This window comes from uncultured Bradyrhizobium sp., from assembly GCF_936943645.1.
Taxonomy (GTDB): Bacteria; Pseudomonadota; Alphaproteobacteria; order Rhizobiales; family Xanthobacteraceae; genus Bradyrhizobium.
On the sequence record NZ_CAKZJO010000051.1, the window covers coordinates 150,728 to 177,075 of the forward strand.

A 26,348-nucleotide genomic window follows, 5' to 3' on the forward strand; every position below is an offset into this window, starting at 1 on the left:
AATTTAGAACGTCTCTATAATGATTTAGGAGGCGGGCAGTTGCCCCGCCACGCCTCCGAACAAACGCCGGCGGAACTTCGCCTCAACTCTTGTTCATGCACTCCTCAATGTAGAACCAGCGGTCATCGCCGGCGAGGCCCTTGGACTTCACCTCGGCCCGGCAGGCCTTCAGCTTCGGCTTGTTGGCGGCCCATTTGGCCTTCATGTCCTTCAGCTTCTGCATGGAAAGCTTGATCTTGCCAGGCTTGGCTTCTGTGGTTGCGGCAGTCTGTGCCGACGCGGTGTGAAGGCCTGCGGCCAGCAGCATGGCGGCGAGGCAGATACGGGTGCGAAGCATAGGAATCCCCCTAGATCCTGTGACTTGAAAGACGAGCAGCGCGGGATGCCGAGCAACGACATCCCGCGCCGGTGTGGATTTGCGATCAGAAGATCTTCACCGCGCTCTCGAGCGTCTTCCAGACGCCCCAGGCCAGCGGCACGCCGACGAAGGCCCAGAACATCGCCGCCTTGGCATCCAGACCGCCCTTGCCGATGCCGAACGAGCCGTGCTGGATCGACGCCTCGCTCTTGGCGCTGGCCGCCTGCAATCGGGCAACCTCCTCGGGGCTCATATTCCACTTCGGGTCGACCGGCTTGATCATGTAGTTGCAGATCAAGCCAGCAATCAGCATTGCGCAGAGGATGTACATCGTCGTGTTGTAGAGCTGATCGCGTGGCACGCCGGCCGCGAGCTGGAACTCGCGGATGTAGTTGACCACCACGGGGCCGATGATGCCGGCCGTCGACCAGGCCGTCAGCAACCGGCCGTGGATGGCGCCGACGAACTGGGTTCCGAACATGTCGGCGAGATAGGCCGGCACCGTCGCGAAGCCGCCGCCATACATCGACAGGATGATGCCGAAGCCGACCACGAACAGCAGCTTCGAGCCCATCGCCGCGAAGGTCGGCGCCAGCGCGTAGAGTGCGATGCCGAGCAGGAAGAACGTGTAATAGGTGTTCTTGCGGCCCATATAGTCGGACAGCGAGGCCCAGAAGAACCTGCCGGCGATGTTGAACAGCGACAACAGACCGGCGAACCCTGCGGCGATGCCGGCGATGACGGTCTTCTGCTCGGTCGAGAGCTGGCTGAAGCTCACGTCGGGCAGACCGATCAGCTTGCCGGCGAAGATCTCCTGCAACATCGGCGAAGCCATGCCGATCACGCCGATGCCCGCCGACACGTTGAGGCACAGCACCCACCAGATCAGCCAGAACTGCGGCGTCTTGTGCGCGTTGTTGAGATGAACGTGGTGCTCGGTGATCATCGACTTCTTTTCGCTCGGCGGCGTCCAGCCCTCGGGCTGCCAGCCGACCGGGATCACGCGATAGGCGAAGGCGCCGATCATCATGAAGACGAAGTAGATGACGCCCATCGCGACGAACGTCTCCCAGACGCCGACCGAGGTCGGCGTCTTGAAATAGTTGATCAGGAGGTTGGCGAGCGGTGCGCCGATCATGGCGCCGCCGCCGAAGCCCATGATGGCCATGCCGGTCGCCATGCCACGGCGGTCGGGGAACCACTTCACCAATGTCGACACCGGCGAGATGTAGCCGAGGCCGAGACCGACGCCGCCGATCACGCCGCAACCAAGCCACATGATCCAGAGCTGGTGAACGTAGACGCCGAACGCGCCGATCAGAAGACCGCCGCCCCAGCAGCAGGCGGCGACGGCGCCTGCCTTGCGCGGCCCGGCCCGCTCGAGCCAGCCGCCCCAGATCGCGGCGGAGACGCCGAGCAGAACGAAGAACAGCGTGTACATCCACCCGAGGCTCGCGACCTTCCAGTCGCAGGTCGTGGTGAACAGCTCCTGCCACAGCGACATGTCAGGGCAGGCTTTGCTCTGCGTGATGCCGATCGCGCGGGACAGCGGCAGCCAGAACACCGAGAAGCCGTAGGCCATGCCGATGCAAAGATGGATGCACAGCGCCGCCGGCGGAACCAGCCAGCGATTGAAGCCGGCCTTCGCCACCGTATGTTCGCGATCAAAGATTCCCGCGCCAGCGCCTGAAACGGGTCCAGCGCCTTCGATTGTAGCCATACATTCCTCCCCTCAGCCGCCCTTCTGAGCAGCCTGCCGCTACTATCCTGTTCCTCAGCTCGTTGCGGTGCAGACGAATGTCCCTGCTGCTCCGCACAATCTTCTGACGCGCGCCAGGATCGTCACGCGCATCCGAAATTGTTAACCCCTCGCGCGGGGCGCTATGCCCGATACGACGTGCAGGCTTCGTGAGTGGCCCGTTTGATCCGCGTATCGCAGACAAGACTCAACCTCCGCGCCCGCACGGAGAAAGTCAATTGGGGCAGAAGCCGTGATCGATGTCGATAGACAAAAGGTCGGTATCAGCGGAGTAACGCGTCTCAAGAACGCAGCGCACCATTTGCACCGTCTATCGAACCATTGGCTTTTTCTATCAAGAACACGATGCGCGCATCGTTGCGCTCGGTGATCTCCACCGTGTCGCCCGTCTCGCGGATCAGGTTCGGAATGTCAATCACCGACAGGGGATCAGTGCAGTGCACCTCGAGCTGATCGCCCGGCTGTAACGGTTTCAGCGCCTTGCGCGTCTTCAGGGCGGGCAGCGGGCATTTCAGCCCGGTGAGATCAAGCGTCGTTCTGGTCATGGGCGCAACATGGCGGGACGAAGTGATGGCGTCAACGCAGCGGCCCTAGAGCACGCACGCATAGGACAGAAAGCCTACGCTCTGCCCCGGCTCGACCTGCGTCACCTCTTCACCGAGCTCGACGAGGCCGTCGGTCTCGACCAGCGAGGACAACAGCCCCGCGCCTTCGCGCGGAAACTTGACGGCTTCGAGCCCGCCATCTTGCCCGCGCCGCAAGGAGACGCGGACATATTCGCGCCGCCCAGCCTTCTTCTTGTAGGTGAACGCCGCGCGCAACGGGATCGGCGTCAGCGGCTCCGGCAAGCCACCTGCCAGCGCCAGCACCGTCGGCCGCACCACATGGACGAAGGTCACGAAACTCGCGACGGGATTGCCGGGCAGTCCGATCAGCGGCGTGCCGTCGATGATGCCCATCGCAACGGGCCGGCCGGGCTTGATCGCCATCCGCCACAGCACCAGCGAGCCGATGCTCTCGACCGCGGCCTTGACGTGATCCTCCTCGCCGGTCGAGACCCCGCCGGTGGTGAGGATCAGATCGTGCTGCCCCGCCACCTGCTTCAGCCCGTTCGCAAGCGAGGTCCGCTCGTCGCGGAGAATGCCGAGATCGCTAACCTCGCAGCCGAGGCGGCGCAGCATCGCCATCAGCATGAAGCGGTTGGAATCGAACAGCTGCGAGGCGGCGCGCGGCTCGCCGGGAGACGCCAGCTCGTCGCCGGTCGAGAACACCGCAACGCGAATGCGCCTGACGACGTCGAGACTGACAAGCCCGAACGCGGCGGCAAGCGCGACGTGCTGCGGCCGCAGGCGCTGGCCGGCGCGCAGCGCGACCTGTCCTCGGGGGATGTCCTCGCCCGCGGGCCGGACATTGGCCCCAGGCTTCAGCCCCGGCGGCAGCACGATCCTGCCCGAAGCATCGACGCGGACATCTTCCTGCATGAAGACGGTTTCGGCACCCGGCGGCATCGGCGCGCCCGTGAAGATGCGCGCGGTGTGGCCGGGCTTGATCGGTGACTGGGCAAGGCCGCCGGCCTGGATACGCCCGTCGAGCGGGAACGCCTGCTCCGCACGATTTGGAAGATCGGCGGTACGCACGGCGTAGCCGTCGACGGCCGAGTTGGTGAAGGGCGGTAGCGGCAGTGGCGCCGCGACGTCGCGCGCCAGCACGCGGCCGTCTGCGCCGGTGAGCGTCACTGTCTCCAGATCGGCGATGGCGTTGACGCGCGTCGTGATGAGACCAACGGCCTCGTCGACCGACATCATCGGGCCGCCGAAGGCAAAGCAATCGTCAGAGAGTTGCGCCATGGAGCCTCGTCAACGTATCGCGGCGCTCTTCGCCACGGCTTCCTCGACCGGCATCGCCGCGCGCAGCAGCAAGGCCGCGGCCGCCGCGATGTCGTCGAGATGGACAGTCGGCAGCGCCGTGTCAATGGCGGTATCGGCCGCGATCCCGGCAATCCCGGGATCGTCGGGAAACAGCAGCGGCTTGCCGTTCGCCGCGCGATGCACCTCGATCTTGCGATGCGGCTCGCGCTTGAATCCCTCGACCACGACGAGATCGACAGCGGACAGCTTGCCCAAAAGTTCCGGCAGCCGCGGCTCCGCCGCACCGCGCAGCTCGTGCATCAGCGCCCAGCGGTTTGACGAGGCGACCAGCACCTCGGCCGCGCCGGCCTCGCGATGCCGCCAGGAATCCTTGCCCGGCACGTCGACGTCGAACTGATGATGCGCATGCTTGATGACCGAGACGCGCAGACCTTGCGCGTTGAAATGCGGGATTAGCCGCGTCAACAACGTGGTCTTGCCCGCACCGCTCCAGCCTGCAAGGCCGATGACTTTCATTCCAGCTCCGTCTCGGCAAGCCGCATGATCTGCGGTGGAACCACCGCTCCCTCCCCGTCATTGCGAGCGCAGCGAAGCAATCCAGACTGCCGCTGCTGATATAGTTCTGGATTGCTTCGCTGCGCTCGCAATGACGAATGGAGGCATTTTGCCCATTCGCCGACATGCTTATATCGGCTTGACCCGAATGTCATGCTAACCTCGCGGCCATGATGAAGATCGACAAAGCTCCGGTGCCCCTGATCATCCCCAATCCGGACGATCCGCGCCTGACCCAGAGCGTGACCGGCACCGACCAGACCGGCGCCAGGGTCGAGATCAAGGTGCCGATGGAGCGGCCGCTGACGCTCTATCTGAATGCGCAGGAGATCGTCACCATGATGACGATCGGCGACTATCCGGAATATCTGGCGCTCGGCTATTTGCTGAACCAGAACATGCTGAAATATAATGACGCGGTCACCGAGGTCGAATACGACGACGATCTCCAGGTGGTGGTGGTGCGCACCTCACATCACACCAATTTCGAGGCCAAGCTGAAGAAGCGCACGCAGACCTCGGGCTGCGCGCAGGGCACCGCCTTCGGCGACCTGCTCGAAGCCGTCGAGAGCGTCGCGCTGCCGAAGGCGGAGCTGCGCACCTCCTGGCTCTACCAGATGACGCAGACCATCAACACCATGCCCTCGCTCTATCTCGAGGCCGGCGCCATCCATGGCTGCGTGCTGTGCAAGGAAGGCAGCCCGCTCTGCTATACCGAGGATGTCGGGCGCCACAACGCCGTCGACAAGATCGCGGGGTGGATGTACCGCCACGGCGTCGATCCCGGCGACAAGATCCTCTACACCACCGGGCGTCTCACCTCGGAGATGGTGATCAAGACGGTTCGCATGGGCATCCCGATCCTGGTGTCGCGCTCCGGCTTCACCGCCTGGGGCGTCGATCTCGCAAGGCAAGTGGGCCTGACGCTGGTCGGCCGTACCCGCGGCAAGCGCTTCATCGCGCTCGCGGGCGAGGAACGCATCGTCTACGACCAGGATCTCGCTTACGTCGAGGAGGAATCGGCGAAGCACAAGCGCAAGGGTGAAGCGAGTGACGACTGAAATCCCTGCCGTGCTGCTCGCCGGCGGTCTCGCCCGCCGCATGGGCGGCGGCGACAAGCCGATGCGCACCATCGGCGGGCGCACTATCCTGGAGCGCGTGATCATGCGCCTCAAGCCGCAATGCACCGAGCTACTGCTCAATGCCAATGGCGATCCCGCGCGCTTCGCCGCGTTCGGCCTGCCCGTGATCGCCGATGGCGTCGCGGATTTTCCGGGCCCGCTGGCCGGCATCCTCGCTGCGCTCGACTGGGTGGCCGCCAATCGCCCGAACGTGCCGCTGGTGCTCAGTGCCGCCGCCGACTGCCCGTTCCTGCCGCGTGATCTGGTAGCGCGGCTGCATCGCGCGCTCACCGATGAGAACGCCCAGCTCGCCGTCGCCGCCTCCGACGGCCAATCGCATCCCGTGATCGGCCTGTGGAGCGTCGCGCTGCGCGACGAACTCCGCCACGCGCTGGTCGTGGAGGACATCAGGAAAATCGACCGCTGGACCGCCCGATATAAGCTCGCCACCGTGACCTGGCCGACCACGCCGCTCGATCCCTTCTTCAATGCCAATACCATGGACGACATCGCGGAGGCTGACCGGTTGGCGGCGCTGGATGAGGCCGGCGGGCGGTAGACCCTCCCATGAACCGGCTGAAGCCGGGGTGCGACTAACGGTGATCGCGGGCAATCTCACAGCCGATTCACCATGGTCGAACTCCTCATCAGCATCCTGGTCGAGATCATCTGGGGCTTTGTCCTCCTCGTGTTCCGGTTGATCGCCGAGCTTCTGGATTTCGTGTTCTTCCCAAACAACGCCAAACGCCTGGCCGCCCAAGCGACCGGCAGCGACAAGCTCGTCGACGTGCCTGCCGATCCCAAGACGTTGCCCCCCGCCGCCGAGCGAGCACTCGCGGAAGCCGAGCAGCGCCGGGCGCTGACCGACGCCTCCTGACCGCTACGCCGCGAGCGGCACCGACCAGGCATCGTAGCCGTAGACCCAGCTGGTATCGCTGCGCTCCCTCAGCCAGATATTGGCACGCGAGGTTTCCTGCACCCGGGTCGTGCGCGCCTTGCGCGTGGCCTCGAAGCGGCTGAATGCATTTGCGGCGCCATCGCGGTCGACACCCTCGAGGCAGCGTGACAGCACGGCTGCGTCCTCGATCGCCATCGCCGCGCCCTGGGCCATGTAGGGCGTCATGGGGTGACAGGCATCGCCGAGCAAGGTCACCTTGCCGACGGCCCAACGGTCGAGTGCCTCGCGGTCCATGATCGCCCATTTGTGGACGTCGGGACACGCCGCGAGCACCTTGCCGACCTCGGGGTGAAAGCCCTCGAAAGAAGCTCTGAGATCGCGCACGTCGCCCTTCGCCGACCACGACTCGATGCGGAAGTCGGGCTCGGGCTGGCTGGTGACGAGATAGACCTCGCTGCGATCGGGCTTGACGTAATAGACCACGATGTGGCGGTCCTCGCCCCACCACTTCGTGCAATCGTCGATTGTCTGCCCGCCGAGCAGCGTCGCGGGATAGGTGGTGCGATAGGCGATGCGGCCGGTGAATTTGGCCGGTGCGGTGTCGAACAGGATATCGCGCACCATCGAATGGACGCCGTCCGCGCCAACCACGGCATCGGCAACGGCTCTGCTGCCGTCGGCAAAGCTCAGCCTGACGCCCTCGCCGGTCTCGTCGAGACCGACCAGCTTGTGATTGAGCTTGACCAATTCGGAGGGAACGACGCTTGCCAGTGCCGCATGCAGATCGCCGCGATGGGCAAGCAGATAGGGCGCACCGAATTTTTCTTCCGCGCTCTCGCCGAAGATCATGTCGAACTTGATGTCGCCGCTCTTCCAGTCGCGATTGTTCCAGGAGCGCGGATAGAACGAATGCTCGCGCATCCGCGCCTCCAGGCCCAGCGCACGCAGCACCTTCATGGCGTTGCAGCCGATCTGGATGCCGGCGCCGATGCGGGCAAATCGGGAGGCCTGCTCGTAGACCATGACGTCGACGCCGACGCGCCTGAGGGCCGCGGCGGTCGCAAGCCCACCCATGCCGGCACCAACGATCGCAACCGAAAGCGGCCTTGCCATCGCGTCCCCACCCTGTCGCGCGGCTTGAACGCCGCGTCGTCGTCTGCCCTTACGCAGGCCGGAAGCCGGCCCGCGCCAGCGCGCCACGCGCCTCGTCCGAGCCGAGGGCCTCGAGAAACGCCCGCACGGCCGGCCTCCCCTTGCGCGCCGTCACCAGCGCGAAGTCATAATGCTCCTCCGCCAGCGGAATGAAACCAAGGCCGGCCGCATGGGCGACCGGCGCAATGGTCATGCCCCAATCGGCACGGTGCTGCGCGACGGCCGCCGCCACGGCATTGTGCGAGCGCGGCTGGTTCCAGTAACCTTCCGGGCGCGCACCGCCGAGCAGCCGGTCGATCAGGATGCGCGTGCCGGCGCCCTGGTTGCGGTTGACGATGATACAGGCGGCGTCAGTGAGCGCCGCAGCGACGGCGTCCTTCGCATCAAGGCCTTCGAAACGCTTGTCGCCCTTGCGGAAGACAATGCCCTGCATCCGCCGCCAGCCCGGCACGAGCTCGAGCCCATCGGCGAGATAGGGCGTGTTGTAGGTTTCGGTCTTGTCGTCGAACAGATGGATCGGCGCAAGATCGCATTCGCCGCGCTTGGCCGCCGCGAGGCCGCCGAGGCTGCCGACCGCAATCGAGCGCACGGTGACGCCGGCATGGGCAAGCTGCGCGGTGACGAGATCGAGGCCGGTGCAATGGCTGCCGACGATGACGAGATCGGGCACGCGCACATGCGGCGTGAACAGCGTCACCTCGGTTTCGGTCCCCGCCGGCATCTGGTCGGCGAGCGCATCGATGCGCAGGAAGCCATCCGCCTGCGCGAAAGACGTGATCGCGCCGGACCCCTTGCCGGAGGGATAGGCGATCAGGCCATCCTTGCCCGCGACCAGCGAGACCATGACGAATTCGGTGCGGCCGAGCTCGGAAGCAATGCGCACCGGCACGGTCGCGCTCACCTTGGCGTCGGAGCGCGGCGGCAGGCCGGCCAGCCTGCGCAGCACCGGCACGATCATGTCGTGGAAGGTGAACATCGCCGAGGTCGGAAAGCCCGGCAGGATCACCACCGGCTTGCCGTCGCACACCGCAAGGCACAGCGGCTTGCCGGGTTTGAGTGCAACACCATGCGCGATGATGCCGGGCTTGCCAAGCCGGCCGATGATGCGATGAGACAGGTCGCCCGCGCCCTTCGATGTGCCGCCGGACAGCACGAGCATATCGGCCTCGGCCAGCGCGCTGCGCATGGCGGCCTCGAGCCTGGCTTCGTCGTCGGCGATGGCGCCGAGGAAAACCGCCTCGCCGCCGTTCTCGTCGATCGCGGCGGCGACGATTGCGCCGTTGGTGTCGTAGATCGCGGCGGGCGGAAGGGTCCCGCCGGGCTGAACCAGCTCATCGCCGGTGGAAATCACGGCCACGCGCGGCTTGCGCGCGACGGTCACCTCGGCAATGCCGCAAGCGGCGAGCATGCCGATCTCGCGCGAGCCGATGATCGTGCCGGCGCGCAGCAGCGCCTCGCCACGCGCAATGTCGGATCCGGCATAGGACACGAATTGTCCCGGCGAGACGGCGCGCCGAACGTCGATTGATTCAGGGCCCGACGGCTGGGTGTGCTCGACCATGACGACGGCGTCGGCACCGCGCGGCACCGGACCGCCGGTGGCGATTGCCGTTGCGGTCCCCGCCGCGACTTGCAGCGCCGGCGCGGTGCCGCAGTGGATGGTCTCGCCGTTCAGCTGGAGGCACCGAGGAGCACCCTCGCCAGCCGCGGAAAGATCGGCAGAGCGCACGGCAAAGCCATCGACATTGGAACGGTCGAACGGGGGAACGTCGATCGGCGCCGTGATGTTTTCCGCGAGCGCTGCGCCGAGCGCGGCACCGAGCCTGCGCGTTTCGGACGGAAGCGCACGCGGGAACAGCGCGGCCTCGAAGCGCGCCAGCGCCTCCTCGCGCGAGAGGATTTTGAGGAATTGCTCCTGTTCGAGCGCGCTGCGCTCTGGCGGTTTCGGGATCATCGTCATGCGGAACCCATATCACTCCCGCATCAGATAAGCATCGACCAGCTCACCTGCTGCAAATCCCTCGTGATTACCGGGAATGAGCAGCCATGCGTCCGCACGAGCAATCGCCTGAAGCGGCCATTCGCCCACGGCAAGCGGCGTCCATGTCTTATGTTCCTCAGCCAGCAGCACGATCTCGGCGATGCCGACGCTGGAGGCGATCTTGCGCGACAGCGGCAGGGCGATCTGCCGGCGCGGTTGCCGCGCCGACAGGCGATCGACGAGCGGAAGCACGAGCGCGAACCAGGCTGCGAGCGCCGGATCAGGCGAGCCAGGCAAGGCGACCACGGGAACCCGTCCGAGCCGGCCCACCGCCGCGGTACGTCCGGGCTGGAGCGCAAGGCCGTGCGCCATCACTTGGCCGCGCCGGGCCAGGGCCGCAACGGCCGCATCCCGTTGGCCGACGCCGCTGCCGCCGACCGTCAGCAGGAGATCGCAAGCGGACGCATCAAGCGCCTCGGCAATCGAGGCTTCATCGCGCGCACCGGCTTGACGCGTGTCCACGTCCGCTCCCTCTGTACGAGCGAGACCGGCGATCAGATGCATCGTCGCCGTCGCGCCGGGCACGTTCACGATGCGCAGCCGGGGCCGCCGCACGCCGAGTTGCTCCAAACCGGCAACGCGTGCGAGCAGCAGATCAGCCGTACCGACCGGATAGCCGTCTGTCGCAGCAGGCGTGCGTTCCGCGATGTCGCTGCCGGTACGCCTGACGCCTTGTCCCGGCACGCCTTCGGCCAACACCTGCACGAGCGGCCCCGACACCTCCACGGCGTCAGCGTCGAGCACACAGTCGCATCCCGCCGGCATCGCGTCGCCAGCCTCGACCCATGCCGGCAGCTTCGTCAAAGGCAACGGCGAATAGGAGGACGCGCCGACGAGATCATTGGCGCAGAGCGCCCAGCCGTCCGCGGCGGCAATGTCGTGCGGCGGATAGGCCGCAAGCAGCGGGGTGCCCGCGGCGATGCAACCGGCCGCGTCGGTCAGCACCAAATCCATCGGTGCAAGCGGCTCAAGTCCGTGCAGCAAGGCGGCGAGCGCAGTGTCGAGCGGTGTCAGCGATGGCGGCAGGGGCTGGGTCATGCGCCATGATGGACCATGCATCGCACGGTTTGGCAACCGCTGGCGGTGAGGACGTCAACCGCCGGACTTGCCCGCATTGGGGAAGAACAGCTGCTCTCCGTCGACCTTGTAGCCTGCGATCGCCGCCTGCCCTTCCGGCGAGATCAGCCAGTCGATGAAGGTTTGCGCCAGCTCTCTTTTCACGTTCGGAAATTTCTCCGGATTGACCAGCATGACGCCGTACTGATTGAGCAGCCGCTTGTCGCCTTCGACGACGATGTCGAGATCGCCGCGGTCGCGGAAGGCGATCCAGCTGCCGCGATCCGACAGGACATAGGCATGGGCGGCGCGCGCGGCGTCGAGAGCCGAGGCCATGCCCTGGCCGGCCTCGCGGTACCAGGCGCCCTTGGCGGTCGCGATGTCGATGCCGGCGACGATCCAGAGCGCGAGCTCCGCGGCGTGAGTGCCGGAGCGGTCGCCGCGCGTCACGAACGGCGCGCCCTTGGCTTCGATCGCCTTCAACGCCGTCGCGATGTCCTTGCCCTTCACGGCCGCGGGATCGCTCTTCGGCCCGATCAGCACATAGTCGTTGTACATCACGTCGAAGCGCTTCACGCCCAATCCGTCGGCGACGAACTTCTCCTCCTGCGGCCGGGCATGCATCAGCACGACGTCGGCCTCGCCCCTGCGCGGCCCGTTCAGCACCTCATCAGCGCGCCGAGCGATCACCGTCACCTCGATGCCGGTCTTGTCGTGGAAGATCGGCAGCAGATCATCGAGCAGCCCGGACTCCTGTGTCGCGGTCGTCGTGGCGAGGACGATGTCGCGATCTTCCGCGGATGAGGCCGCAACGCCTGCGGTGAGGCCGCAGAAGAGCGCGAATGCAACGGACAGGCGGCCCATGATCAGGTTCCCATTGGCTATGACATGATCATGATGATCATCGATTGCGCCGCACTCGTGACGCCTTTGCGCATTTGCGCGCCGCGGCGCGTGAAGCGGACAACAACAGATAGAGCGCAAGCCAAGCCACTACCGGCGGCGGACTTCGCCGCGTGGCCGCCATCGTGACACTCGGGAAATTTCGGCAACGCGGATCGGCATACCGATCGCAATCGCGCGCACCAAACGCGTGCTGCAAGATCGTTCACCAAAGCAAAAATCGCGCGTGCGGATGTGTTGCAAAGCAACGAGATCATCAGGCATGGTCCTGACGGACGAGAATTGAAATGCAGAATTCCACCTGCGTCGAACGTCAAAAAGAAGCAAGAATTTGCATAGGAATGCAGGATGGAATTCCTGACGACCAGCGAAGCCGCCGACTATCTTCGGCTCGGCGAACGCAAGCTCTACGAACTCGTCACCACCGGCGCGATCCCCTGCACCAAGGTGACCGGGAAGTGGCTCTTCCCGCGGCACGAACTCGATCTCTGGGTGCTGTCGGGCCTCGCGCGTCCGGCCGGCATGCTGATCGCGGAGCCGCCGCCGGTCGTCGGCGGCAGCCAGGACGAATTGCTGGACTGGGCCTTGCGCGAATCCGGCTCGGGCCTGGGATCGATGAGCGAGGGCAGCGTGCGCGGGCTCGAGCGCCTGCAGCGTAACGAGGTGATGGCGGCGGCGGTGCACTTCCACAGCCTCGACGCAACCGATGATCTCGCCGGCGATGCCAGTGTCGAAGCGCTGCGCGCAGCTCCCGACCTGCATGATGCGGTGCTGGTCGCGTTCGTGCGCCGCGAGCAGGGTCTCGTGCTGCCGCAAGGCAATCCTAAGCATCTGCACGGCCTGACCGACGTGCTCGCGCTTGGCGCCAGGATGGCGATGCGGCAGCAGGGCACGGGCGCGCAGATGCTGCTCGACGTGCTCTTGAAGCGCGCGGGCGCTTCGACACGCGATTTGCGCCGGGCCGAGGCTCCGTGCCTGACCGGTCCGGACCTTGCCGAACTGGTTCGCGCCGGACAGGCCGATTGCGGCATCGCGACGCGCGCCACCGCGCGCTCCGCCGGCCTCGATTTCGTGCCGCTGGTCTGGGAAAACTTCGACCTTGCGATGCGGCAGCGCAGCTATTTCCGCCCCGCCATGCAGGCCCTGCTCCGGTTTCTCGGCGAAAGACGGCTGCGGCAGCGCGCCGAGGAGCTGACCGGCTACGATCCCTCGCCCGCTGGCCAGATCCGCTTCGCAGCCTGACATTGACGCCCGCCCCCAAATAGTTGCAAAAGAAACCAATTCAGCCGGGGGCACACCCGGGGCAACACCGGCCAACGCGCCGGATCAGGGGAGGACAAGCGTGAATCCAACGAGATTTGGACTACCGGTCGCGGCCGCGCTGGCGGCGACGCTGATGTCGGGCGCCGCAATGGCCCAGCTTTCCGACGACGTCGTCAAGATCGGCGTGCTCACCGACATGAACGGCCCGGCCTCCGCGCCGACCGGCCAGGGCTCGGTGACGGCCGCGCAGATGGCGATCGACGATTTTGGCGGCAAGGTGCTCGGCAAGCCGATCAGCGTCGTGGTCGGCGACCATCAGCTCAAGGCCGACATCGGCGCCTCGCTCGCGCGGCGCTGGTACGACGTCGAGCAGGTCGACCTGATCGTCGACGTGCCGGTCTCGGCGGTCGGCCTGGCGGTGCAGAACATCGCCAACGAGAAGAAGCGGCTGTTCATCACCCACTCCACCGGCACCGCGGATTTCCACGGCAAGTTCTGCTCGCCTTACGCGATCCAGTGGGTGTTCGACACCCGCGCGCTCGCGGTCGGCACCGCGGACGCGGTGGTCAAGCGCGGCGGCGACAGCTGGTTCTTCATCACCGACGATTACGCCTTCGGCCATTCGCTGGAGCGCGATGCCTCCGCCGTCGTCACCGCCAATGGCGGCAAGGTGCTGGGCTCGGTGCGGCCGCCGCTGGCAACGCCCGACCTCTCCTCCTTCGTGCTGCAGGCGCAGGCCTCCAAGGCCAAGATCATCGGCATTGCGGCAGGTCCCCCCAACAACATGAACGAGATCAAGACCGGCTCGGAGTTCGGCGTGTTCAAGGGCGGCCAGCAGATGGCGGCGCTGCTGGCGCTGATCACCGACATCCACGGCCTCGGTTTGCAGGCCGCGCAAGGCCTGTTGCTGACCACCTCGTTCTACTGGGACATGGACGACAAGACCCGCGAATGGTCGAAGCGCTATTACGCCAAGATGAACAAGATGCCGTCGATGTGGCAGGCCGGCGTCTATTCCAGCGTGATGCACTATCTCAACGCCATCAAGGAAACCGGCACCGACGATCCGCTCAAGGTGGCCGCCAAGATGCGCGAAAAGCCGATCGAGGATTTCTTCGCCCGCAACGGCAGACTGCGCGAGGACAATCTGATGGTGCACGACCTCTGGCTGGTGCAGGTCAAGACGCCGGAGGAGAGCAAATATCCGTGGGACTATTACAAGATCCTCACCACGATCTCCGGCGACAAGGCGTTCGGCCCGCCCGACCCGGCGTGTTCGCTGGTGAAGAAATAGGATACCGCCAAATCCATCGGCGTCGTCATGCCCGGGCTTGACCCGGGCATCCACGTCTTTCCTCGATCGCGGTGACGCGTGGATGACCGGGTCAAGCCCGGCCATGACGGCTGTGGGTGCAGCCGCGTCCTATTTCATCACGCCAATCTCGCGGAAGTACTTTGCGACGCCGGGATGGATCAGCTCCGCCCTCGGCGCCGCCGCGACCGTGTTCGACGCCGTGGTCTCGCAGGCCTGGGCGAGCTTCTTGCAGAAGGTCGCTTCGACGCCGTGCAGCGTCTTCGCCAGGCGATAGGCGACGTCATCGGGCAGATCTTCGCGCGTGAGGACAAAACTCCACGAACCCAGCGAGGCGATCGGCGCGTCCTGCTTCGGATAGCTGTGCGCGGGGACCAGCAGCGGCTTCAGGAAGGCATGCTTGGCGCGGATGCGCGTGATCTCGTCGGCATCAGGCGCGATGAAGCGCGCACCCGAAGCGCTCGAGGCCACCGCGGCAAAGCCGGGCCAGCCGATGCCGGCGCCCCACAGCGCGGCGACGCGGCCGTCCTCGACCATCGCGGGGCCGTCGCCGGCGCGGTCGAGATAAACCGCCTTGAAGTCCTCGTCCTGCTTGAGCCCGAGCCCATCGAGCACATAGCGCGCCAGGATCGGCAGGCCGGAGCCCCTGGCGCCGAACGCGACAGGCTGGCCGACGAGATCGCGAATGGTCTTATAGGGGCTATCGGCGCGCACCACGAACATGCCGGGGTTGGAATAGATCGCCGTCAAGATCTTCAGCCGCACGGGCGCGCGGCCGATGCCGGCAAAGGCCTCATAGGCCGGCTCGCCCGCGACCAGCGCGAGATCGAGCTCGCCCTTCTCCAGCAGCGGGATGTTCTCGTTGCTGCCCTTGGTGTTGCGCGGCGCGATGGCGAGTTGCGGATCGGCCGCGTTCATCACCTCGGCAAAGGCATTGCCATAGAGCGGAAAGCCGCCGCCGGGTGTCGCGGTGCCAAGACTGATCGTGGTCGAAATGGCCGTGCCTCCGGTTTGGGCAGCAGCGGGGCCGGCGAGCAGCACTGCTGCGAGAACGATGATGGCGAATCTCATGGTGATGTCCGTGCGGCCTGCGTCAACACCGACTTGCTGCGATGTAGGCAGGGCGCCGATTTTGTGAAAGCATGCCCCCAACCACAAAAGAACAATGGGAGGCGTCATGTTGCGAATTTTGCGTCGGGGTGTTTTCGGGCTCGCGGTTGTCTTGGGTCTTTTCAGCACGACACCTCCGGCTTCCGCCGCCTATCCCGACCGCCCCGTGCACTGGTTCATCGGCTTCGCCGCCGGCGGCCCGGTCGACATCGTGGCGCGGATCATGGCGCAGGCGCTGTCGGACAAGCTCGGCCAGCAGTTCATCGTCGAGAACAAGGCCGGCTCCGGCGGCAACATCGCCGCCGCGGCCGCGATCAATTCGCCGCCCGACGGCTACACGCTGCTGTTCGTCGCGCCCAACAACGCGATCTCGACCTCGCTCTACAAGAAGCTGCCGTTCGACTTCATCCGCGACACCGCGCCGGTGGCGAGCATCATGCAGCTCACCAACATGCTGGTCGTCTCCAACGCGTTCCCGGCCAAGTCGGTTCAGGAGTTCATCGACTATTGCAAGGCCAATCCCGGCAAGATCTCCTATGCCTCCTCCGGCAACGGCACCTCGGTGCACATGTCGGCCGAGCTGTTCAAGGCGATGACGAAGTGCGACATGATCCACGTGCCTTATCGGGGCTCGGCGATCGCCTTCCCCGACATCATCTCCAACAAGGTGCAGCTGATCTTCGACAATTTGCCCTCCGCGCTCGAGCAGGCCAAGGGCGGCAATGTCCGCGCGCTGGGCGTGACCTCGCCGAAGCGCTGGCCGAGCGTGCCTGACGTGCCCGCGATCGCCGAGACCGTGCCGGGCTTCGAATCGGTCGGCTTCTACGGCATCTCCGCGCCGAAGGGCACGCCGGGCGAGGTGATCGAGACCCTCAACAAGGCCGTCGGCGACGTGCTGAAGGACCCGAAGGTGGTCGCCCGCCTCACCGAAGTCGGCGGCCTCCCCAGGCCGATGACGCCGGCCGAGTTCGGCAAGCTGGTCGCGGACGAGACCGAGAAGTGGCGCAAGGTGGTGGAGTTCGCCGGGGTCTCGGTGGATTAGCGAAGGGCCTGGCGGCTCGACATCAGGAGGGGTTCAGGAGGGCCCCTCCTCTCAAAAGTCGCAAAACAACCCCATGCACAGTAGACGAGGCCAGTCTTTTCAATGGGTTAGCGGGCTCGAAAAACGGGCCTCGACGAGGTCGTTTTGCTTCGTCGGGCAAAACAGGGTATACAGGCATCATCGCTAATTTCGGTTATCTAGAAATCGCCGGCGATGCCGCGCCGGCGTTCTCGTCCGCTCGGGCCAGCATTGCACCCCCGCCTCCATCCCTGTAAACGAACCGCGCACCGTTGCCGGCCGCGTTCCCGCGAGCTGCCTCGCGGCGGGGCCTGTAGCTCAATGGTTAGAGCCGGCCGCTCATAACGGTCTGGTTGCAGGTTCGAGTCCTGCCGGGCCCACCATTATTCAAATGCGCGTAAAATTGTTTCATCTATCGCACTTGAAATAAAAGTCGGATCCTCGTGTTGGCTTCCCAGGTAAATGATCGAATTGTTTCTTTAGGAAACGGTCTGGCTGCGATCCCAGAACGGCTACTCCTTGCTCACTCAAGAGGTGAGGTTCTGTTTATTGCAGGCGCCGGCATTTCTCGTCCGGCGAACCTGCCCGATTTTCGTGAGCTTGTTCTTCAAGTTTACGAGGAGCTTGACGCTGGCGCCCATTTTGTAATGTCGAAGATACCTCGAAGCGCTTGCAATCTGTGGACCGTTGATCTTTCGCACCTAAACAACAACCAATCCGCTGAAGTGCGGCGCTTCATCAATGGAGACTATGACGTAGTTCTAGGAATGCTTGAACGCAGGATGGACGGCCACGGCCATGGCGCAACCAGCGTTAGACGCACCATTGCTCAGAAACTGCGCCGAGCCGCGAAGCCCGCATCCATTCATCGGTCACTTATGCGCCTCGCGGACCGCGGCGGCGTTCAAACGATCGTGACTACAAACTTCGACCTGTTGTTGGAGGTCGCGGCTAAGGCGGCACGTCCCAAAGTTCAAAGCTACGCCCTAGGCAGCATACCTCGCCCCGGACGACGCCTCGATTTTGCAGGCGTTCTTCATATACACGGCGCCCTAGATCGTGACCCATCAAGAGACTCAGACTTGATCGTCTCTGATCAAGACTTTGGAGAGTTCTATCTGCGAAGGCAGTCCGTGCCCGACTTCATCTACGATGCCGCCAGATTGTTTAATCTCGTTCTTGTCGGCTATAGCGCGAATGATCCGCCCATGCGCTACCTACTGAATGCAGTGGCCGCTGACGGTACTCGATTTGATGACCTGAAAGAACGATTTACCTTTATTGGAGCTAACGAACTCGACCCTATTGCCCTTGAAGATTGGAAAGGCAGAGGCATAACCCCTATTCACTATGACTCAGCAAGCAATCATCTTTCGCTGGACCGGACACTCGCACGCTGGGCGGAGTTATCAGCCGTAAATGGCAAGCGCAGTCGCATAGACGCGGAGATCAAACGCATCGTCAAAAAGAGCAGAGCCGCATCAAATGATGCCGACCGCGATCTATTCGATCATCTCATTCGACGATCCGACACAAATGAACGCGACAGACTATCCACCGTCGCGTCGATCAGCGGCGCAGATACTGGTTGGCTCGACGCGATCATGGCAATCGCGATGGATGCGGAACAGGAGCGGCGCCGATGATGCCGCGTTGGGCAACTCTCAATGACCTTGAGCGAAAGACCTATCGCGTAACAGTCGCATTTCTACGCACGAGATTGGAGGATGCCGCAACAGTTGAATGGGCACTGCAGGCAGGAAAACACGATCGGGTAAAGCAGGCCGCCTTGCTAGACCTACTTGATGGACTAGAAGGAACTAAAATCGGCGAACCGTGGCAAACAATCTGGCGATTGATCGAGGAAAGTTGGAAAGCGCCGCCAACAGATGATCGCTCACTTACCCAAACTTATCGCATTGCGGAGCGAATAAAAAAGGGGGAGCGATCCGGCAACATCATTGCTGATATAACTGATCTCGTTAAGCCGCGACTCAAGATAGCGATGGCTTCAAATGCCCGCGTAAGAAAGCGCTCAGGTCAGACAAGATCAGTCGATAAAGTGTGTTCTATTAGCCTAACAAGCAGCAAGGTTCAGAACCCACATGATCTCGGCCTAAATAGAATTGAGGAACCAACGTTCCTCGTAGAGTTAGCTCATGCTCTCAGTGCGGCAACCACGTACGCACTAGATACTTCCCGGCGTTTGGGATGGGAAAACCATCAATCTTGGCGCATGGGGCAACTTCGCCGCGTCTATTACGTACCTAAAAACCAACGCGCTGAAGACGAGAGTGAGCCTGACGAGTACCTTTCAGGAATTGCCCCCTCTGTGAAGCTTTTGTATTTTGTCGTGTCGCGTCTTGTTGACCTTGATACTCCACTCGCAGTTACGTTTGTTCGACAATGGAAGCAAAGCAGTGCCGAGGTGTTCATCCGACTTTGGGCCGCAATGTCTCGCGACAAGCGCGTTACTGACGCGAGCGACGTCGCCGCATTCCTATCTTCAATGAGCGACAAACTCTTCTGGGATCAAAACCGCGCTCCAGAGGTTGCTGAGGTTCGCGCACTACGTTTCGCAGAATTTTCCTCCGAAGACCAGAATGCCACGCTTCAACGTTTGAGGAAGCTTCCACCTCGAACTCTTTGGCCAAAGGGCGCGGAGAAGGATCAAATTAACAGCGCCCGCAACTTTTGGCTAGCGAGAGAGCTTCGACGTATCGAGCTTGCGGGAGGCATCCTACCAAGCCGCGAGGACAAATGGCTAAAAATGAGTTTGAACGATTTTCCCGACCTAGCACAAATGTCAAGTGTGCACGATGGGTTTATGGGAGGGCCGTTTGTCCGATGGATCGCACCAAATCCGGATACGAAGTACAATGACTTAGTTGGATTAGAGCGACTACGAGCACTTGAAGCCGCATTGTCTTCCAGTCGTCGCGGCTGGGACGACGATCCGGCTGGACGTGCATCTCAATGGATCGGACAAGCAGAGAACCAGCATAAACTCCTAGAAGACATAGAGTCTTTGGATGATGGAGGGACAACGTTTCTGAACGTCTGGAACAGGTTCGGCTGGGACCATTCACCAACTGGGCAAGACGATGCTGGAAAGCTTCGCGACAAGTCGATGGCCCAGCGGGTGCTATTGCAAGTCGTCAAGCTACCTGACGAGGTTCTAAGCGAGATCATCGAAGGTCTCAGTAATTGGCTTTCTCGCTGGCAAGCGCAGTTACTGACCCTCGAAGAAGGGCAAGTTGTTTGGCGAAGAGTTTGGCCTATTGCCGTCACCGCAACCAATGCAACCCAATCAGAGGAGGATCAACAGCTGAACTTGGAAACCGTGGCTAGTTCCCCTAATGGGCAACAGCCTATGGACCTTGATACACTGAACACACCCGCCGGAAAGCTCGTGGGTGTATTCTTAGAAAGATGCCCGCGCATAAAACCGAACGAAAAGCCGTTTTCGTCGGATAATTTTCTTCGCGAAATGCGCGATACAATCGTCATTGCACCGGGGCGCTCTGGCCTAATCGTCAAGCATCGTTTGATTGAACACCTGTCTTATTTTCTTCTGGCTGATGCAAGCTGGACAAAGCAATATCTCATCCCTCCGCTCATGTCAGAGCAGGACGATGCTCTGCCACTCTGGCGGGCCGTGGCGCGAAAGCTTCATTTCAAGGAGGTCTTAGAGTTTATCGGTGGGGCCATGATCGGACGCGCCAACGATGCAAGGCTAGACCGTGAAACTCGCCAATCACTTGTTTTCAGTTTGGTCGTCGAATGTTTGCACTCATTCTACGACGACCGCTCCCCGGAGGTTCAGTACGCTCAAATTCAACAGCTCATCCGATCAATCGAAGATGAAGTTCGTTCCCACGCTGCTGGGACTATTCAGCAGTACGTTCGCGATATGTCGAGTAGCAAGCGGTCACCTCTGCCAACCCCCGAGGGTGTTTTTGAACGAGCGGCCAAGCCCTTTCTAAGGCAGGTATGGCCGCAGGAGCGATCACTCTCCACACCTGGTGTGAGCAGAGCATTGGCTGACCTGCCAGCAACAGCACGAAATGCATTTGCCGACGCGGTGAATGTTATTGAGCGGTTCTTGGTACCGTTTGAATGCTGGTCGATGATTGACTATGGCTTGTACGGCGATGAGATGGGTGAGCCAAAGCTCGCGAATATCAACGACCCTGAGAAGGCTGAGGCGTTTTTGCGCTTGCTACATTTGACCATTGGGGACGCAGAGACCTCTGTCATTCCGACAGATTTGGCTGACGCGTTGGACCAGGTCCGCCAAGTTGCGCCGCATCTTGCGGAGAGTCCCTACTTTCGCCGACTGGCTACCGCCGCGCGCCGCGTATAGGCACAAGCAGACCTTCAAAGAGACCGGCGGTTCTGCTGACTAAAACTTGACTGACAGACCACGATCCCGGCGCCATTCACGATACTCGCCGATAGTCTTTGCACGTTTCTCTTGGTTGCGGGGCATATAGGCAAGAACAAAATTTTCGAGGTGATGAAGACCACCTCTGGCTATTGGTAACTTGTGGTCGATATGGAAGGCTGGATTACGGTGAGAGTGCACTCAATGTCACTTCCGCCGCTCCACGGTTAGCGAAACGCTCGCTGTCAGCACAATTCCAACGACCAGCCTCTCGCTCAAACCAGCTCCAGCCTCAGCGACCGCCCCACCATCCGCGCCGCGCGCTGCAGCGTGGCCAGGGTGACATTGCCGTCCTTCGGATCGAGCAGGCGGCCGATCTGGCTGCGCGAGGTCTTCATGCGCTGGGCCAGATTGTTGCGGGATATGTTGTTCTCCTTCATCGCCTGCTCGATCTGCCAGGCGAGCACTTCCTTGACGGCGATGGCCTCGAACTCGTCGCGCTTGCCTTCCTCCCCGAGGAAGTCATCGAGCGTGGTGAGCTTGGCGGTGGAACGAACGGCCTTCTTCTTCGTCACGGTCTTCTTGCCGGCCATATAGGCCTCCTTCATCTCTCGAACTCACGACTTCTGCGGCGCGCAAGGGCCAAGTCGTCCGGCGGGGTTCTCTGGGTCTTCTTGATGAACCCGTGGAGGACCAAAATGCGGCCCTGCTGCACGCTGAACAGGACGCGGGCGATCCGGTTGCTCGGCAACGACGTGCGCACCTCCCATAAGCCGTCGCCCAGTGCGCGGCAAAGCGGCATGCCCACGGGCCACCGGTATTGAACACGCATGAGGTCGAGACCCACGGCCCGGCGATCGGCTTCGTCCAAACTTCGCAACCAGTCCCGCACGACCTCGGCCCCGCCCTGCGTGCGGTAAAACACGACGAGTACCTTGCGAGGGCCGCTACCCGCCATTTCTGTCCCTTACAATGAACATGTACCATATAATGTCCACCCCCTGCAAGGACAGCACTACCCTGCGCACCCGGATCCCTAATCCGTGCTAACGCGCGGAACGATTTGGGGGCGGCGCGGATTCGTCCCGGCGAGGAGCGATCTCGATGCTGATGACCAGGGACAGACGGCCGGCGATCCGCACGCTGCGTGGATGGGCGCTCAGCGTGCTGCAGGACGCCGGCGCCATCCACGAATGCGAGGAGCATGGCTGGGCAAAGGACCGGGCCGATCCTCACGGTCGCGCACGCGCCATCGATCTCGCCCGCGAGGAGCCGCCGGCCGGGGTTTCTCCCGATGAGGCGACCGCGGAGATACGCGACGTCCTCGATTCCATCGGAGACAGATGTCCGGAATGCCCGGACGGAGATTGCTGACGCGGCACCGATCGCGATATCCGAGCCGCCGGCTTCCATTCGATCACTAGTCCTTGGCGGCCCCTCTCCGCCGCTGCACCTCGGCGTACCATTCGGCGTAGGGCGTGTTCTTCGCCATGTGCCGGTTGAGGTCCGGGGCGCCGTCCGGCCACCATACCGGGCCGCGCTCGCCGAGGGCGCGCTTCGCGTCGTCGACCGCGCGATGGCCCGCCGCTTCGGCCTCCGCATCGGCGGCCGCCTTGGCATCGCGGACCGCGCGCCGCGCCGTCATCAGGCGCTTGACCAGTTCCGACCTTTCCCGCTCGCCCAGATGCGGGTTCGCCATCCGCCACAGCCGTCCGCGCACGACGAAGTATCGACCGTCCGGCGTGACCGGATGTTTCACGCTCAAGCCGATTTCCGCCGCGCTCCCGTCGCCGGCTTTTTCGCCGCCGCTTCCTTCGCTTGCTTCTTGCCCGCGATCGGCATCAGCATCTCCTTCTGGCCGGCCGCCGCCTTCCTTGGCTTCTTCGCCGGCTTGCCGGCCTTCGCAGGCGCGGCCTCCTGCTTGAGTTCTTTCCCGGCCTCCTTGCCGACGCTGCGTCGCAGCGCCTCCATGAGGTCGACGACGTTCTCGCCCTTCGGCCGCTCCTTCGGCCGGATCACCTTGCCGGCGCGCTTTTCGTTGATCAGCTCGACCAGCGCGCTCTCGTAATGGTCCTCGAACTTCTCGGGCTCGAAGCGTCCGGCCTTCTGGTTGACGATGTGCCGGGCGAGATCGAGCATGTCCTTCGTGACCTTCACGTCCTGGATGTCGTCAAAATAGTCCTGCTCGCTGCGCACCTCGTAGGGGTAGCGCAGAAGCGTGCCGACGAGGCCCTTGTCCATCGGCTCCAGCGCGATGATGTGCTCGCGGTTGGTCAGGACCACCCGCCCGATCGCGACCTTGTCCATCTCGCGGATGGTCTCGCGGATCACCGCGAAGGCGTCATGGCCGACCTTGCCGTCGGGGCGGATGTAATAGGGACGGATCAGGTAGCGCGGGTCGATGTCCGACCTTGCGACGAACTCGTCGATCTCGATGGTGCGCGTGGACTCCAGCGCGATCTCCTCGAGCTCTTCCTTGGACACCTCGATGTACTGGCCCTTGTCCAGCTCATAGCCCTTGACGATGTCCTCGTTCGGCACCTCGTCGCCGGTCTCGGCGTCCACCTTCAGATATTTGACGCGGTGGCCGGTCTGCCGGTTGAGCTGGTTGAACGAGATCTTCTCGCTTTCGGACGTGGCCGGAAAGAGCGCCACCGGACAGGTGACGAGCGACAGTCTCAGGAAGCCTTTCCAATTGGCGCGCGGGGCCATTTACGCAGAACTCCGGTTCGAGGCGGCTTGGACTCAAGACGAACGGCCGGCCCGGGTTCCGACATGGCCTGTGAAGAAAAGTGCGATTTTGGCATCTTTGCATCTTGTGCCCTTACCGCAGACTTGTCCGCCAGCCAGGCCCGGCATCAATCGGGACAAAGCAACCATCCGTCGATGAGCTCGCGGACGAGGCGGCGATCGTGATCGAGGTCCGTCGAGCGATACTGGGTGATATCCCTGCTGACCAGGGAATCGGCAACGCGCGCACCGGATGCGGTTCGTTCCAGGCGAAGCGCAAATATCATGTACCTGGTCCAGCTCCGGCAGAAATACACCCAGTCGCCGTCGCAGCAGACGGACCACTTCTGCTCCATCTCGTCTGGCTGGAAGCCGCGCAGGATCCGTTCATGCTCGGCGGGAGTAAAGTCGGCCTGGAAGCCGAGCGGCTCGATCTCAGCGGGCGGACGACAGTGCTCGCAGGGCCGACCGGTCGATATGGAGCAAGTCATCGTCATCTCCTGCTGCGGATTGCGGGCGACGTCGGCGCTCTACCGGGCGGGCTTGCATCGGATCATTCATTGACGGCGGCCGGATCAACATGACCCATATGGGTCATTCAAAGCTCGATTATCTTCGCCCCAATATATTGCCCATCGCCTCGCAGGCCCCGCAAGTATCATGTCAGCTACGACACGAGATTGATCACCTGGGATTGCCGAGGTTTGCGCCTCACCCCGCCTTGCCAGTCCGCACCGCCCCGCTATTCTGACCGCATTGCCTCAACCAAGGACATTTCCATGCGCGTCCACGCCTGCTGCCTCATTCTCGCCGTCGCCGCCTGCCTCGCCCCAGCGACGGCCCGCGCAGCCAAGCGCTGTCCGCCGGACTTCAGCGTGGAGAACCGTCTGGACGCCGAGCAGAAGGCCGCCCTCAATCTCAACGCCCGCGAGCGCGCCGCCATCGAGGACCTGAAATACGCCACCATGGCGCCGATCAGGGAGAAGTTCGACAAACGGGAGATTGATCGCGACGAGTACAATCGCCTCACCAAACAGCGGGACGACGCGCTCGACTGCATCGACGCCGACAACAATCTGAAGGATCAGCAGGCCTACTACACCGAGCAGACCAAGCTGATCGAGGCCGGTTGCCAAAAGCCCCCCGTCGACAAGATGTATGTCGGCTGGCTGAAGGAAGGCGAGGCGCGCAAGGCCAAGGCCTGCGCAAAGGCGGATCTCGAATATCTGGCGCAGACGGTCAAGCAGCTGAAGGAGATCCAGGCCGACAAGCTCGCCAAGGAGGAGAAGTCCACCCCGGCCGTCAAGACCGTCGATGCCAGCCAGAAGAACGCCCCGTTCTGCGATCAGATCCGCGCCGTGACGGGCCACGCGCCAAACCTGTTCGCCGCCATCACGAAGGAAAAGAAGGAGACTTGGTTCATCGAACCGGGCACGCTCGGCAGCAAGGGCATCAAGATCAGCGACATGGTCGCGATCGACGAATACGCCACGCCGATCACCGTCTCCCAGGACTTTCTCGCATCCAAGCCGGAATGCGCCATCAAGGTCGGCACCGACAAGGACATCACAGTTCGCATCGTGCCGACCTATGCCTGCGACTGGCGATACGACAAGACCAACCGCCGCGAGCTCGAGGAGCGCACGGACAGGCTGCTCAATCTCGTCCGCGGCTGCTTCGGGTCAGTGAAGGAAGACGGCGAGTTCTATCGGCATCAGTTCATCGGCGACGGGACGGTCAACGTCTCGGGAGATCTCCATTATGGCGAGGGCAAGCCATCCCGCATCTATCTGGAGATTGCCAAGCATACGCCGGACGAAGACCGGGCCTGCATCAACTATGGCTTCCAGCACAAGGAGCAGGACAAGAAGCTCTGCATGTCCCGGCTGAAGCCGTGAAGGGGCTCGGCGAAATGCATTATTTCGCATGCGAAGCTTCATCCGATTGGATGACGCGGGGCACGGCCGCTATGCTATCCTCCGCCCGGAAAGCAGTCACGGAGACACCCCATGCCCATCAGCGTCAAGCAAATGATCGAAGCCGCCAACGCGGCCGTCCCCAAGATCACCTCGGACCAGGCCGCCGAGATGATCAGAAGCGGCAACGCGCTGGTCGTCGACGTGCGCGACGCGCCCGAGATCGCCGCCAGCGGCAAGATCGCCGGCGCCGTGCACGTCTCGCGCGGGATGCTGGAGTTTCGCGCCGACCCGGAGCTGCCCTCCCACGACAAGGCGTTCGACAAGAGCAAGAGCGTCATTCTCTACTGCGCGTCCGGCGGCCGCTCGGCGCTGGCCGGCAAGCTCTTGAAGGATATGGGCTACGAGAAGGTCTACAATCTCGGCGGCTTCAAGGACTGGACGGGCGCAGTCGAGAAGTAGCTCGGCCCGGACGGCGCGACTGAGATCTCGCCCGCGGTGCATCCTTCGAGACGCCCGCCTGCGGCGGGCCCTCAGGATGAGGTCCTCGTCTCGCGGCGGGGTCATACCCGGCCTGGAGCCTTTCGACCGGGACGTCATCGTCGAGGCAACGATTGGCCTCGTCGCGTGTTGTTCCCGGGGAGAGAGGAATTTAGCGAGGCGCGCCATGACCTAGCCTAACGCGAAGGATGCCGGACTGACACCCGACGACTTCCCGCTCGAGGCCGACAAGGACAAGCTCAGGACGCACAAGGGAGAGCCGGTGGCCTCGGCGGAGTCCGCAGAGATCGCGGACGAGCTGGCCGATCGGCTGAACGAGCAAGCTCACCGGGAAGAGCAGGATCGCTGGTCGGCGTGA

Annotated in this window: 27 protein-coding genes and 1 tRNA gene; 12 read left to right on the forward strand and 16 right to left on the reverse strand. The window is 63.2% G+C overall.

What is annotated here, in order from left to right; translation table 11 throughout:
* Positions 1-82 precede the first annotated feature (82 nt).
* The 5 genes from Q0743_RS10375 to mobB all read right to left on the reverse strand — a co-directional run bounded on the left by Q0743_RS10375 (position 83) and on the right by mobB (position 4,501).
* Positions 83-337, reverse strand: a complete 255-nt coding sequence (locus tag Q0743_RS10375) for a hypothetical protein (RefSeq protein WP_298241433.1) — start codon at positions 335-337, stop codon at positions 83-85.
* 85 nt (positions 338-422) lie between these two features.
* Entirely contained in the window at positions 423-2,078 is a 1,656-nt protein-coding gene (locus Q0743_RS10380; RefSeq protein ID WP_298241434.1) for an OFA family MFS transporter, read from the reverse strand.
* A 320-nt stretch (positions 2,079-2,398) separates the two neighbouring features.
* Positions 2,399-2,662 (reverse strand): sulfurtransferase TusA family protein, encoded by a 264-nt coding sequence (locus tag Q0743_RS10385; protein ID WP_298241435.1) that lies wholly within the window; start codon positions 2,660-2,662, stop codon positions 2,399-2,401.
* 45 nt (positions 2,663-2,707) lie between these two features.
* On the reverse strand, positions 2,708-3,964 hold the full coding sequence (gene glp, locus Q0743_RS10390) for a gephyrin-like molybdotransferase Glp (protein ID WP_298241436.1): 1,257 nt from the start codon (positions 3,962-3,964) through the stop codon (positions 2,708-2,710).
* Between the two features lie 9 nt (positions 3,965-3,973).
* Positions 3,974-4,501 carry a molybdopterin-guanine dinucleotide biosynthesis protein B gene (gene mobB, locus Q0743_RS10395; RefSeq protein WP_298241437.1) on the reverse strand — a complete coding sequence of 176 codons (528 nt, stop codon included), beginning with the start codon at positions 4,499-4,501 and terminating at the stop codon, positions 3,974-3,976.
* 209 nt (positions 4,502-4,710) lie between these two features.
* Between mobB and Q0743_RS10400 the strand changes: the two genes are divergently transcribed.
* The 3 genes from Q0743_RS10400 (at position 4,711) to Q0743_RS10410 (ending at position 6,538) form a co-directional block, all read left to right on the forward strand.
* Positions 4,711-5,601, forward strand: coding sequence for a formate dehydrogenase accessory sulfurtransferase FdhD (locus tag Q0743_RS10400; RefSeq protein ID WP_298241438.1), 891 nt, complete (start codon positions 4,711-4,713; stop codon positions 5,599-5,601).
* Positions 5,582-6,220, forward strand: a complete 639-nt coding sequence (gene mobA / locus Q0743_RS10405) for a molybdenum cofactor guanylyltransferase MobA (RefSeq protein WP_298241439.1) — start codon at positions 5,582-5,584, stop codon at positions 6,218-6,220. Before Q0743_RS10400 ends, mobA begins: the two co-directional genes overlap by 20 nt.
* 72 nt (positions 6,221-6,292) lie before the next feature.
* Positions 6,293-6,538 (forward strand): hypothetical protein, encoded by a 246-nt coding sequence (locus Q0743_RS10410; protein ID WP_298241440.1) that lies wholly within the window; start codon positions 6,293-6,295, stop codon positions 6,536-6,538.
* A gap of 3 nt (positions 6,539-6,541) precedes the next feature.
* Here Q0743_RS10410 and Q0743_RS10415 read toward each other — a convergent pair whose 3' ends face one another.
* The 5 genes from Q0743_RS10415 to Q0743_RS10435 are packed head-to-tail and all read right to left on the reverse strand — an operon-like array spanning position 6,542 to position 11,968.
* Positions 6,542-7,672 carry an FAD-dependent monooxygenase gene (locus Q0743_RS10415; RefSeq protein ID WP_298241441.1) on the reverse strand — a complete coding sequence of 377 codons (1,131 nt, stop codon included), beginning with the start codon at positions 7,670-7,672 and terminating at the stop codon, positions 6,542-6,544.
* 49 nt (positions 7,673-7,721) lie between these two features.
* Positions 7,722-9,671: a molybdopterin biosynthesis protein gene (locus Q0743_RS10420; protein ID WP_298241442.1), complete on the reverse strand. Its 1,950-nt coding sequence runs from the start codon at positions 9,669-9,671 to the stop codon at positions 7,722-7,724.
* Positions 9,672-9,683: 12 nt separating this feature from the next.
* Positions 9,684-10,790, reverse strand: a complete 1,107-nt coding sequence (locus tag Q0743_RS10425; protein WP_298241443.1) for a molybdopterin-binding protein — start codon at positions 10,788-10,790, stop codon at positions 9,684-9,686.
* A gap of 54 nt (positions 10,791-10,844) precedes the next feature.
* Positions 10,845-11,678 (reverse strand): substrate-binding domain-containing protein, encoded by an 834-nt coding sequence (locus Q0743_RS10430; RefSeq protein WP_298241527.1) that lies wholly within the window; start codon positions 11,676-11,678, stop codon positions 10,845-10,847.
* Positions 11,679-11,689: 11 nt separating this feature from the next.
* Positions 11,690-11,968 carry a hypothetical protein gene (locus tag Q0743_RS10435; RefSeq protein ID WP_298241530.1) on the reverse strand — a complete coding sequence of 93 codons (279 nt, stop codon included), beginning with the start codon at positions 11,966-11,968 and terminating at the stop codon, positions 11,690-11,692.
* Between the two features lie 91 nt (positions 11,969-12,059).
* Here Q0743_RS10435 and Q0743_RS10440 point away from each other — a divergent pair, with 91 nt between their 5' ends.
* Positions 12,060-12,953, forward strand: coding sequence for a helix-turn-helix transcriptional regulator (locus Q0743_RS10440; RefSeq protein WP_298241444.1), 894 nt, complete (start codon positions 12,060-12,062; stop codon positions 12,951-12,953).
* Between the two features lie 100 nt (positions 12,954-13,053).
* Positions 13,054-14,268, forward strand: a complete 1,215-nt coding sequence (locus Q0743_RS10445; protein ID WP_298241445.1) for an ABC transporter substrate-binding protein — start codon at positions 13,054-13,056, stop codon at positions 14,266-14,268.
* A 129-nt stretch (positions 14,269-14,397) separates the two neighbouring features.
* Here the strand turns inward: Q0743_RS10445 and Q0743_RS10450 are convergent, their stop codons facing one another.
* On the reverse strand, positions 14,398-15,357 hold the full coding sequence (locus Q0743_RS10450; protein WP_298241446.1) for a TAXI family TRAP transporter solute-binding subunit: 960 nt from the start codon (positions 15,355-15,357) through the stop codon (positions 14,398-14,400).
* 106 nt (positions 15,358-15,463) lie between these two features.
* On the opposite strand from Q0743_RS10450, the gene Q0743_RS10455 reads away from it, so the two are divergent.
* From Q0743_RS10455 to Q0743_RS10470, 4 genes are all read left to right on the forward strand, one after another.
* Complete coding sequence (locus Q0743_RS10455) at positions 15,464-16,438, forward strand: tripartite tricarboxylate transporter substrate binding protein (protein ID WP_298241447.1); 975 nt, start codon at positions 15,464-15,466, stop codon at positions 16,436-16,438.
* 325 nt (positions 16,439-16,763) lie between these two features.
* Positions 16,764-16,839, forward strand: a tRNA-Ile gene (locus Q0743_RS10460).
* A gap of 63 nt (positions 16,840-16,902) precedes the next feature.
* A complete protein-coding gene (locus tag Q0743_RS10465; RefSeq protein WP_298241448.1) occupies positions 16,903-18,102 on the forward strand; it encodes an SIR2 family protein in 1,200 nt (399 codons plus the stop codon).
* Positions 18,099-20,822, forward strand: a complete 2,724-nt coding sequence (locus Q0743_RS10470; RefSeq protein ID WP_298241449.1) for a hypothetical protein — start codon at positions 18,099-18,101, stop codon at positions 20,820-20,822. Before Q0743_RS10465 ends, Q0743_RS10470 begins: the two co-directional genes overlap by 4 nt.
* A 296-nt stretch (positions 20,823-21,118) precedes the next feature.
* Here the strand turns inward: Q0743_RS10470 and Q0743_RS10475 are convergent, their stop codons facing one another.
* Together Q0743_RS10475 and Q0743_RS10480 are read right to left on the reverse strand one after the other, a co-directional pair.
* Positions 21,119-21,451, reverse strand: a complete 333-nt coding sequence (locus tag Q0743_RS10475; RefSeq protein WP_298241450.1) for a helix-turn-helix domain-containing protein — start codon at positions 21,449-21,451, stop codon at positions 21,119-21,121.
* Positions 21,448-21,768 carry a type II toxin-antitoxin system RelE/ParE family toxin gene (locus Q0743_RS10480; protein ID WP_298241451.1) on the reverse strand — a complete coding sequence of 107 codons (321 nt, stop codon included), beginning with the start codon at positions 21,766-21,768 and terminating at the stop codon, positions 21,448-21,450. Before Q0743_RS10480 ends, Q0743_RS10475 begins: the two co-directional genes overlap by 4 nt.
* Before the next feature lie 179 nt (positions 21,769-21,947).
* Between Q0743_RS10480 and Q0743_RS10485 the strand changes: the two genes are divergently transcribed.
* Positions 21,948-22,217 (forward strand): hypothetical protein, encoded by a 270-nt coding sequence (locus tag Q0743_RS10485; RefSeq protein ID WP_298241452.1) that lies wholly within the window; start codon positions 21,948-21,950, stop codon positions 22,215-22,217.
* A 46-nt stretch (positions 22,218-22,263) separates the two neighbouring features.
* On the opposite strand, the gene Q0743_RS10490 is transcribed toward Q0743_RS10485, so the two are convergent.
* The 3 genes from Q0743_RS10490 to Q0743_RS10500 form a co-directional block, all read right to left on the reverse strand.
* Complete coding sequence (locus Q0743_RS10490) at positions 22,264-22,602, reverse strand: hypothetical protein (protein ID WP_298241528.1); 339 nt, start codon at positions 22,600-22,602, stop codon at positions 22,264-22,266.
* Between the two features lie 2 nt (positions 22,603-22,604).
* Positions 22,605-23,555: a Ku protein gene (locus tag Q0743_RS10495; RefSeq protein ID WP_298241453.1), complete on the reverse strand. Its 951-nt coding sequence runs from the start codon at positions 23,553-23,555 to the stop codon at positions 22,605-22,607.
* Positions 23,556-23,701: 146 nt separating this feature from the next.
* Positions 23,702-24,064 (reverse strand): hypothetical protein, encoded by a 363-nt coding sequence (locus Q0743_RS10500; RefSeq protein WP_298241454.1) that lies wholly within the window; start codon positions 24,062-24,064, stop codon positions 23,702-23,704.
* A 288-nt stretch (positions 24,065-24,352) separates the two neighbouring features.
* Between Q0743_RS10500 and Q0743_RS10505 the strand changes: the two genes are divergently transcribed.
* Positions 24,353-25,471 (forward strand): hypothetical protein, encoded by a 1,119-nt coding sequence (locus Q0743_RS10505; protein ID WP_298241455.1) that lies wholly within the window; start codon positions 24,353-24,355, stop codon positions 25,469-25,471.
* A gap of 111 nt (positions 25,472-25,582) precedes the next feature.
* Positions 25,583-25,951, forward strand: a complete 369-nt coding sequence (locus Q0743_RS10510) for a rhodanese-like domain-containing protein (protein ID WP_298241456.1) — start codon at positions 25,583-25,585, stop codon at positions 25,949-25,951.
* Positions 25,952-26,348 lie beyond the last annotated feature (397 nt).

Excerpts from the sequence above, each read along its gene's own strand:
- Q0743_RS10375 (WP_298241433.1), bottom strand. The coding sequence starts at position 337 with ATGCTTCGCACCCGTATCTGCCTCGCCGCCATGCTGCTGGCCGCAGGC.
- Q0743_RS10380 (WP_298241434.1), bottom strand. The coding sequence starts at position 2,078 with ATGGCTACAATCGAAGGCGCTGGACCCGTTTCAGGCGCTGGCGCGGGA.
- Q0743_RS10385 (WP_298241435.1), bottom strand. The coding sequence starts at position 2,662 with ATGACCAGAACGACGCTTGATCTCACCGGGCTGAAATGCCCGCTGCCC.
- glp (WP_298241436.1), bottom strand. The coding sequence starts at position 3,964 with ATGGCGCAACTCTCTGACGATTGCTTTGCCTTCGGCGGCCCGATGATG.
- mobB (WP_298241437.1), bottom strand. The coding sequence starts at position 4,501 with ATGAAAGTCATCGGCCTTGCAGGCTGGAGCGGTGCGGGCAAGACCACG.
- Q0743_RS10400 (WP_298241438.1), top strand. The coding sequence starts at position 4,711 with ATGATGAAGATCGACAAAGCTCCGGTGCCCCTGATCATCCCCAATCCG.
- Q0743_RS10410 (WP_298241440.1), top strand. The coding sequence starts at position 6,293 with ATGGTCGAACTCCTCATCAGCATCCTGGTCGAGATCATCTGGGGCTTT.
- Q0743_RS10415 (WP_298241441.1), bottom strand. The coding sequence starts at position 7,672 with ATGGCAAGGCCGCTTTCGGTTGCGATCGTTGGTGCCGGCATGGGTGGG.
- Q0743_RS10420 (WP_298241442.1), bottom strand. The coding sequence starts at position 9,671 with ATGACGATGATCCCGAAACCGCCAGAGCGCAGCGCGCTCGAACAGGAG.
- Q0743_RS10425 (WP_298241443.1), bottom strand. The coding sequence starts at position 10,790 with ATGACCCAGCCCCTGCCGCCATCGCTGACACCGCTCGACACTGCGCTC.
- Q0743_RS10435 (WP_298241530.1), bottom strand. The coding sequence starts at position 11,968 with ATGATCTCGTTGCTTTGCAACACATCCGCACGCGCGATTTTTGCTTTG.
- Q0743_RS10440 (WP_298241444.1), top strand. The coding sequence starts at position 12,060 with ATGGAATTCCTGACGACCAGCGAAGCCGCCGACTATCTTCGGCTCGGC.
- Q0743_RS10450 (WP_298241446.1), bottom strand. The coding sequence starts at position 15,357 with ATGAGATTCGCCATCATCGTTCTCGCAGCAGTGCTGCTCGCCGGCCCC.
- Q0743_RS10455 (WP_298241447.1), top strand. The coding sequence starts at position 15,464 with ATGTTGCGAATTTTGCGTCGGGGTGTTTTCGGGCTCGCGGTTGTCTTG.
- Q0743_RS10470 (WP_298241449.1), top strand. The coding sequence starts at position 18,099 with ATGATGCCGCGTTGGGCAACTCTCAATGACCTTGAGCGAAAGACCTAT.
- Q0743_RS10475 (WP_298241450.1), bottom strand. The coding sequence starts at position 21,451 with ATGAAGGAGGCCTATATGGCCGGCAAGAAGACCGTGACGAAGAAGAAG.
- Q0743_RS10485 (WP_298241452.1), top strand. The coding sequence starts at position 21,948 with ATGCTGATGACCAGGGACAGACGGCCGGCGATCCGCACGCTGCGTGGA.
- Q0743_RS10495 (WP_298241453.1), bottom strand. The coding sequence starts at position 23,555 with ATGGCCCCGCGCGCCAATTGGAAAGGCTTCCTGAGACTGTCGCTCGTC.
- Q0743_RS10500 (WP_298241454.1), bottom strand. The coding sequence starts at position 24,064 with ATGACTTGCTCCATATCGACCGGTCGGCCCTGCGAGCACTGTCGTCCG.
- Q0743_RS10505 (WP_298241455.1), top strand. The coding sequence starts at position 24,353 with ATGCGCGTCCACGCCTGCTGCCTCATTCTCGCCGTCGCCGCCTGCCTC.
- Q0743_RS10510 (WP_298241456.1), top strand. The coding sequence starts at position 25,583 with ATGCCCATCAGCGTCAAGCAAATGATCGAAGCCGCCAACGCGGCCGTC.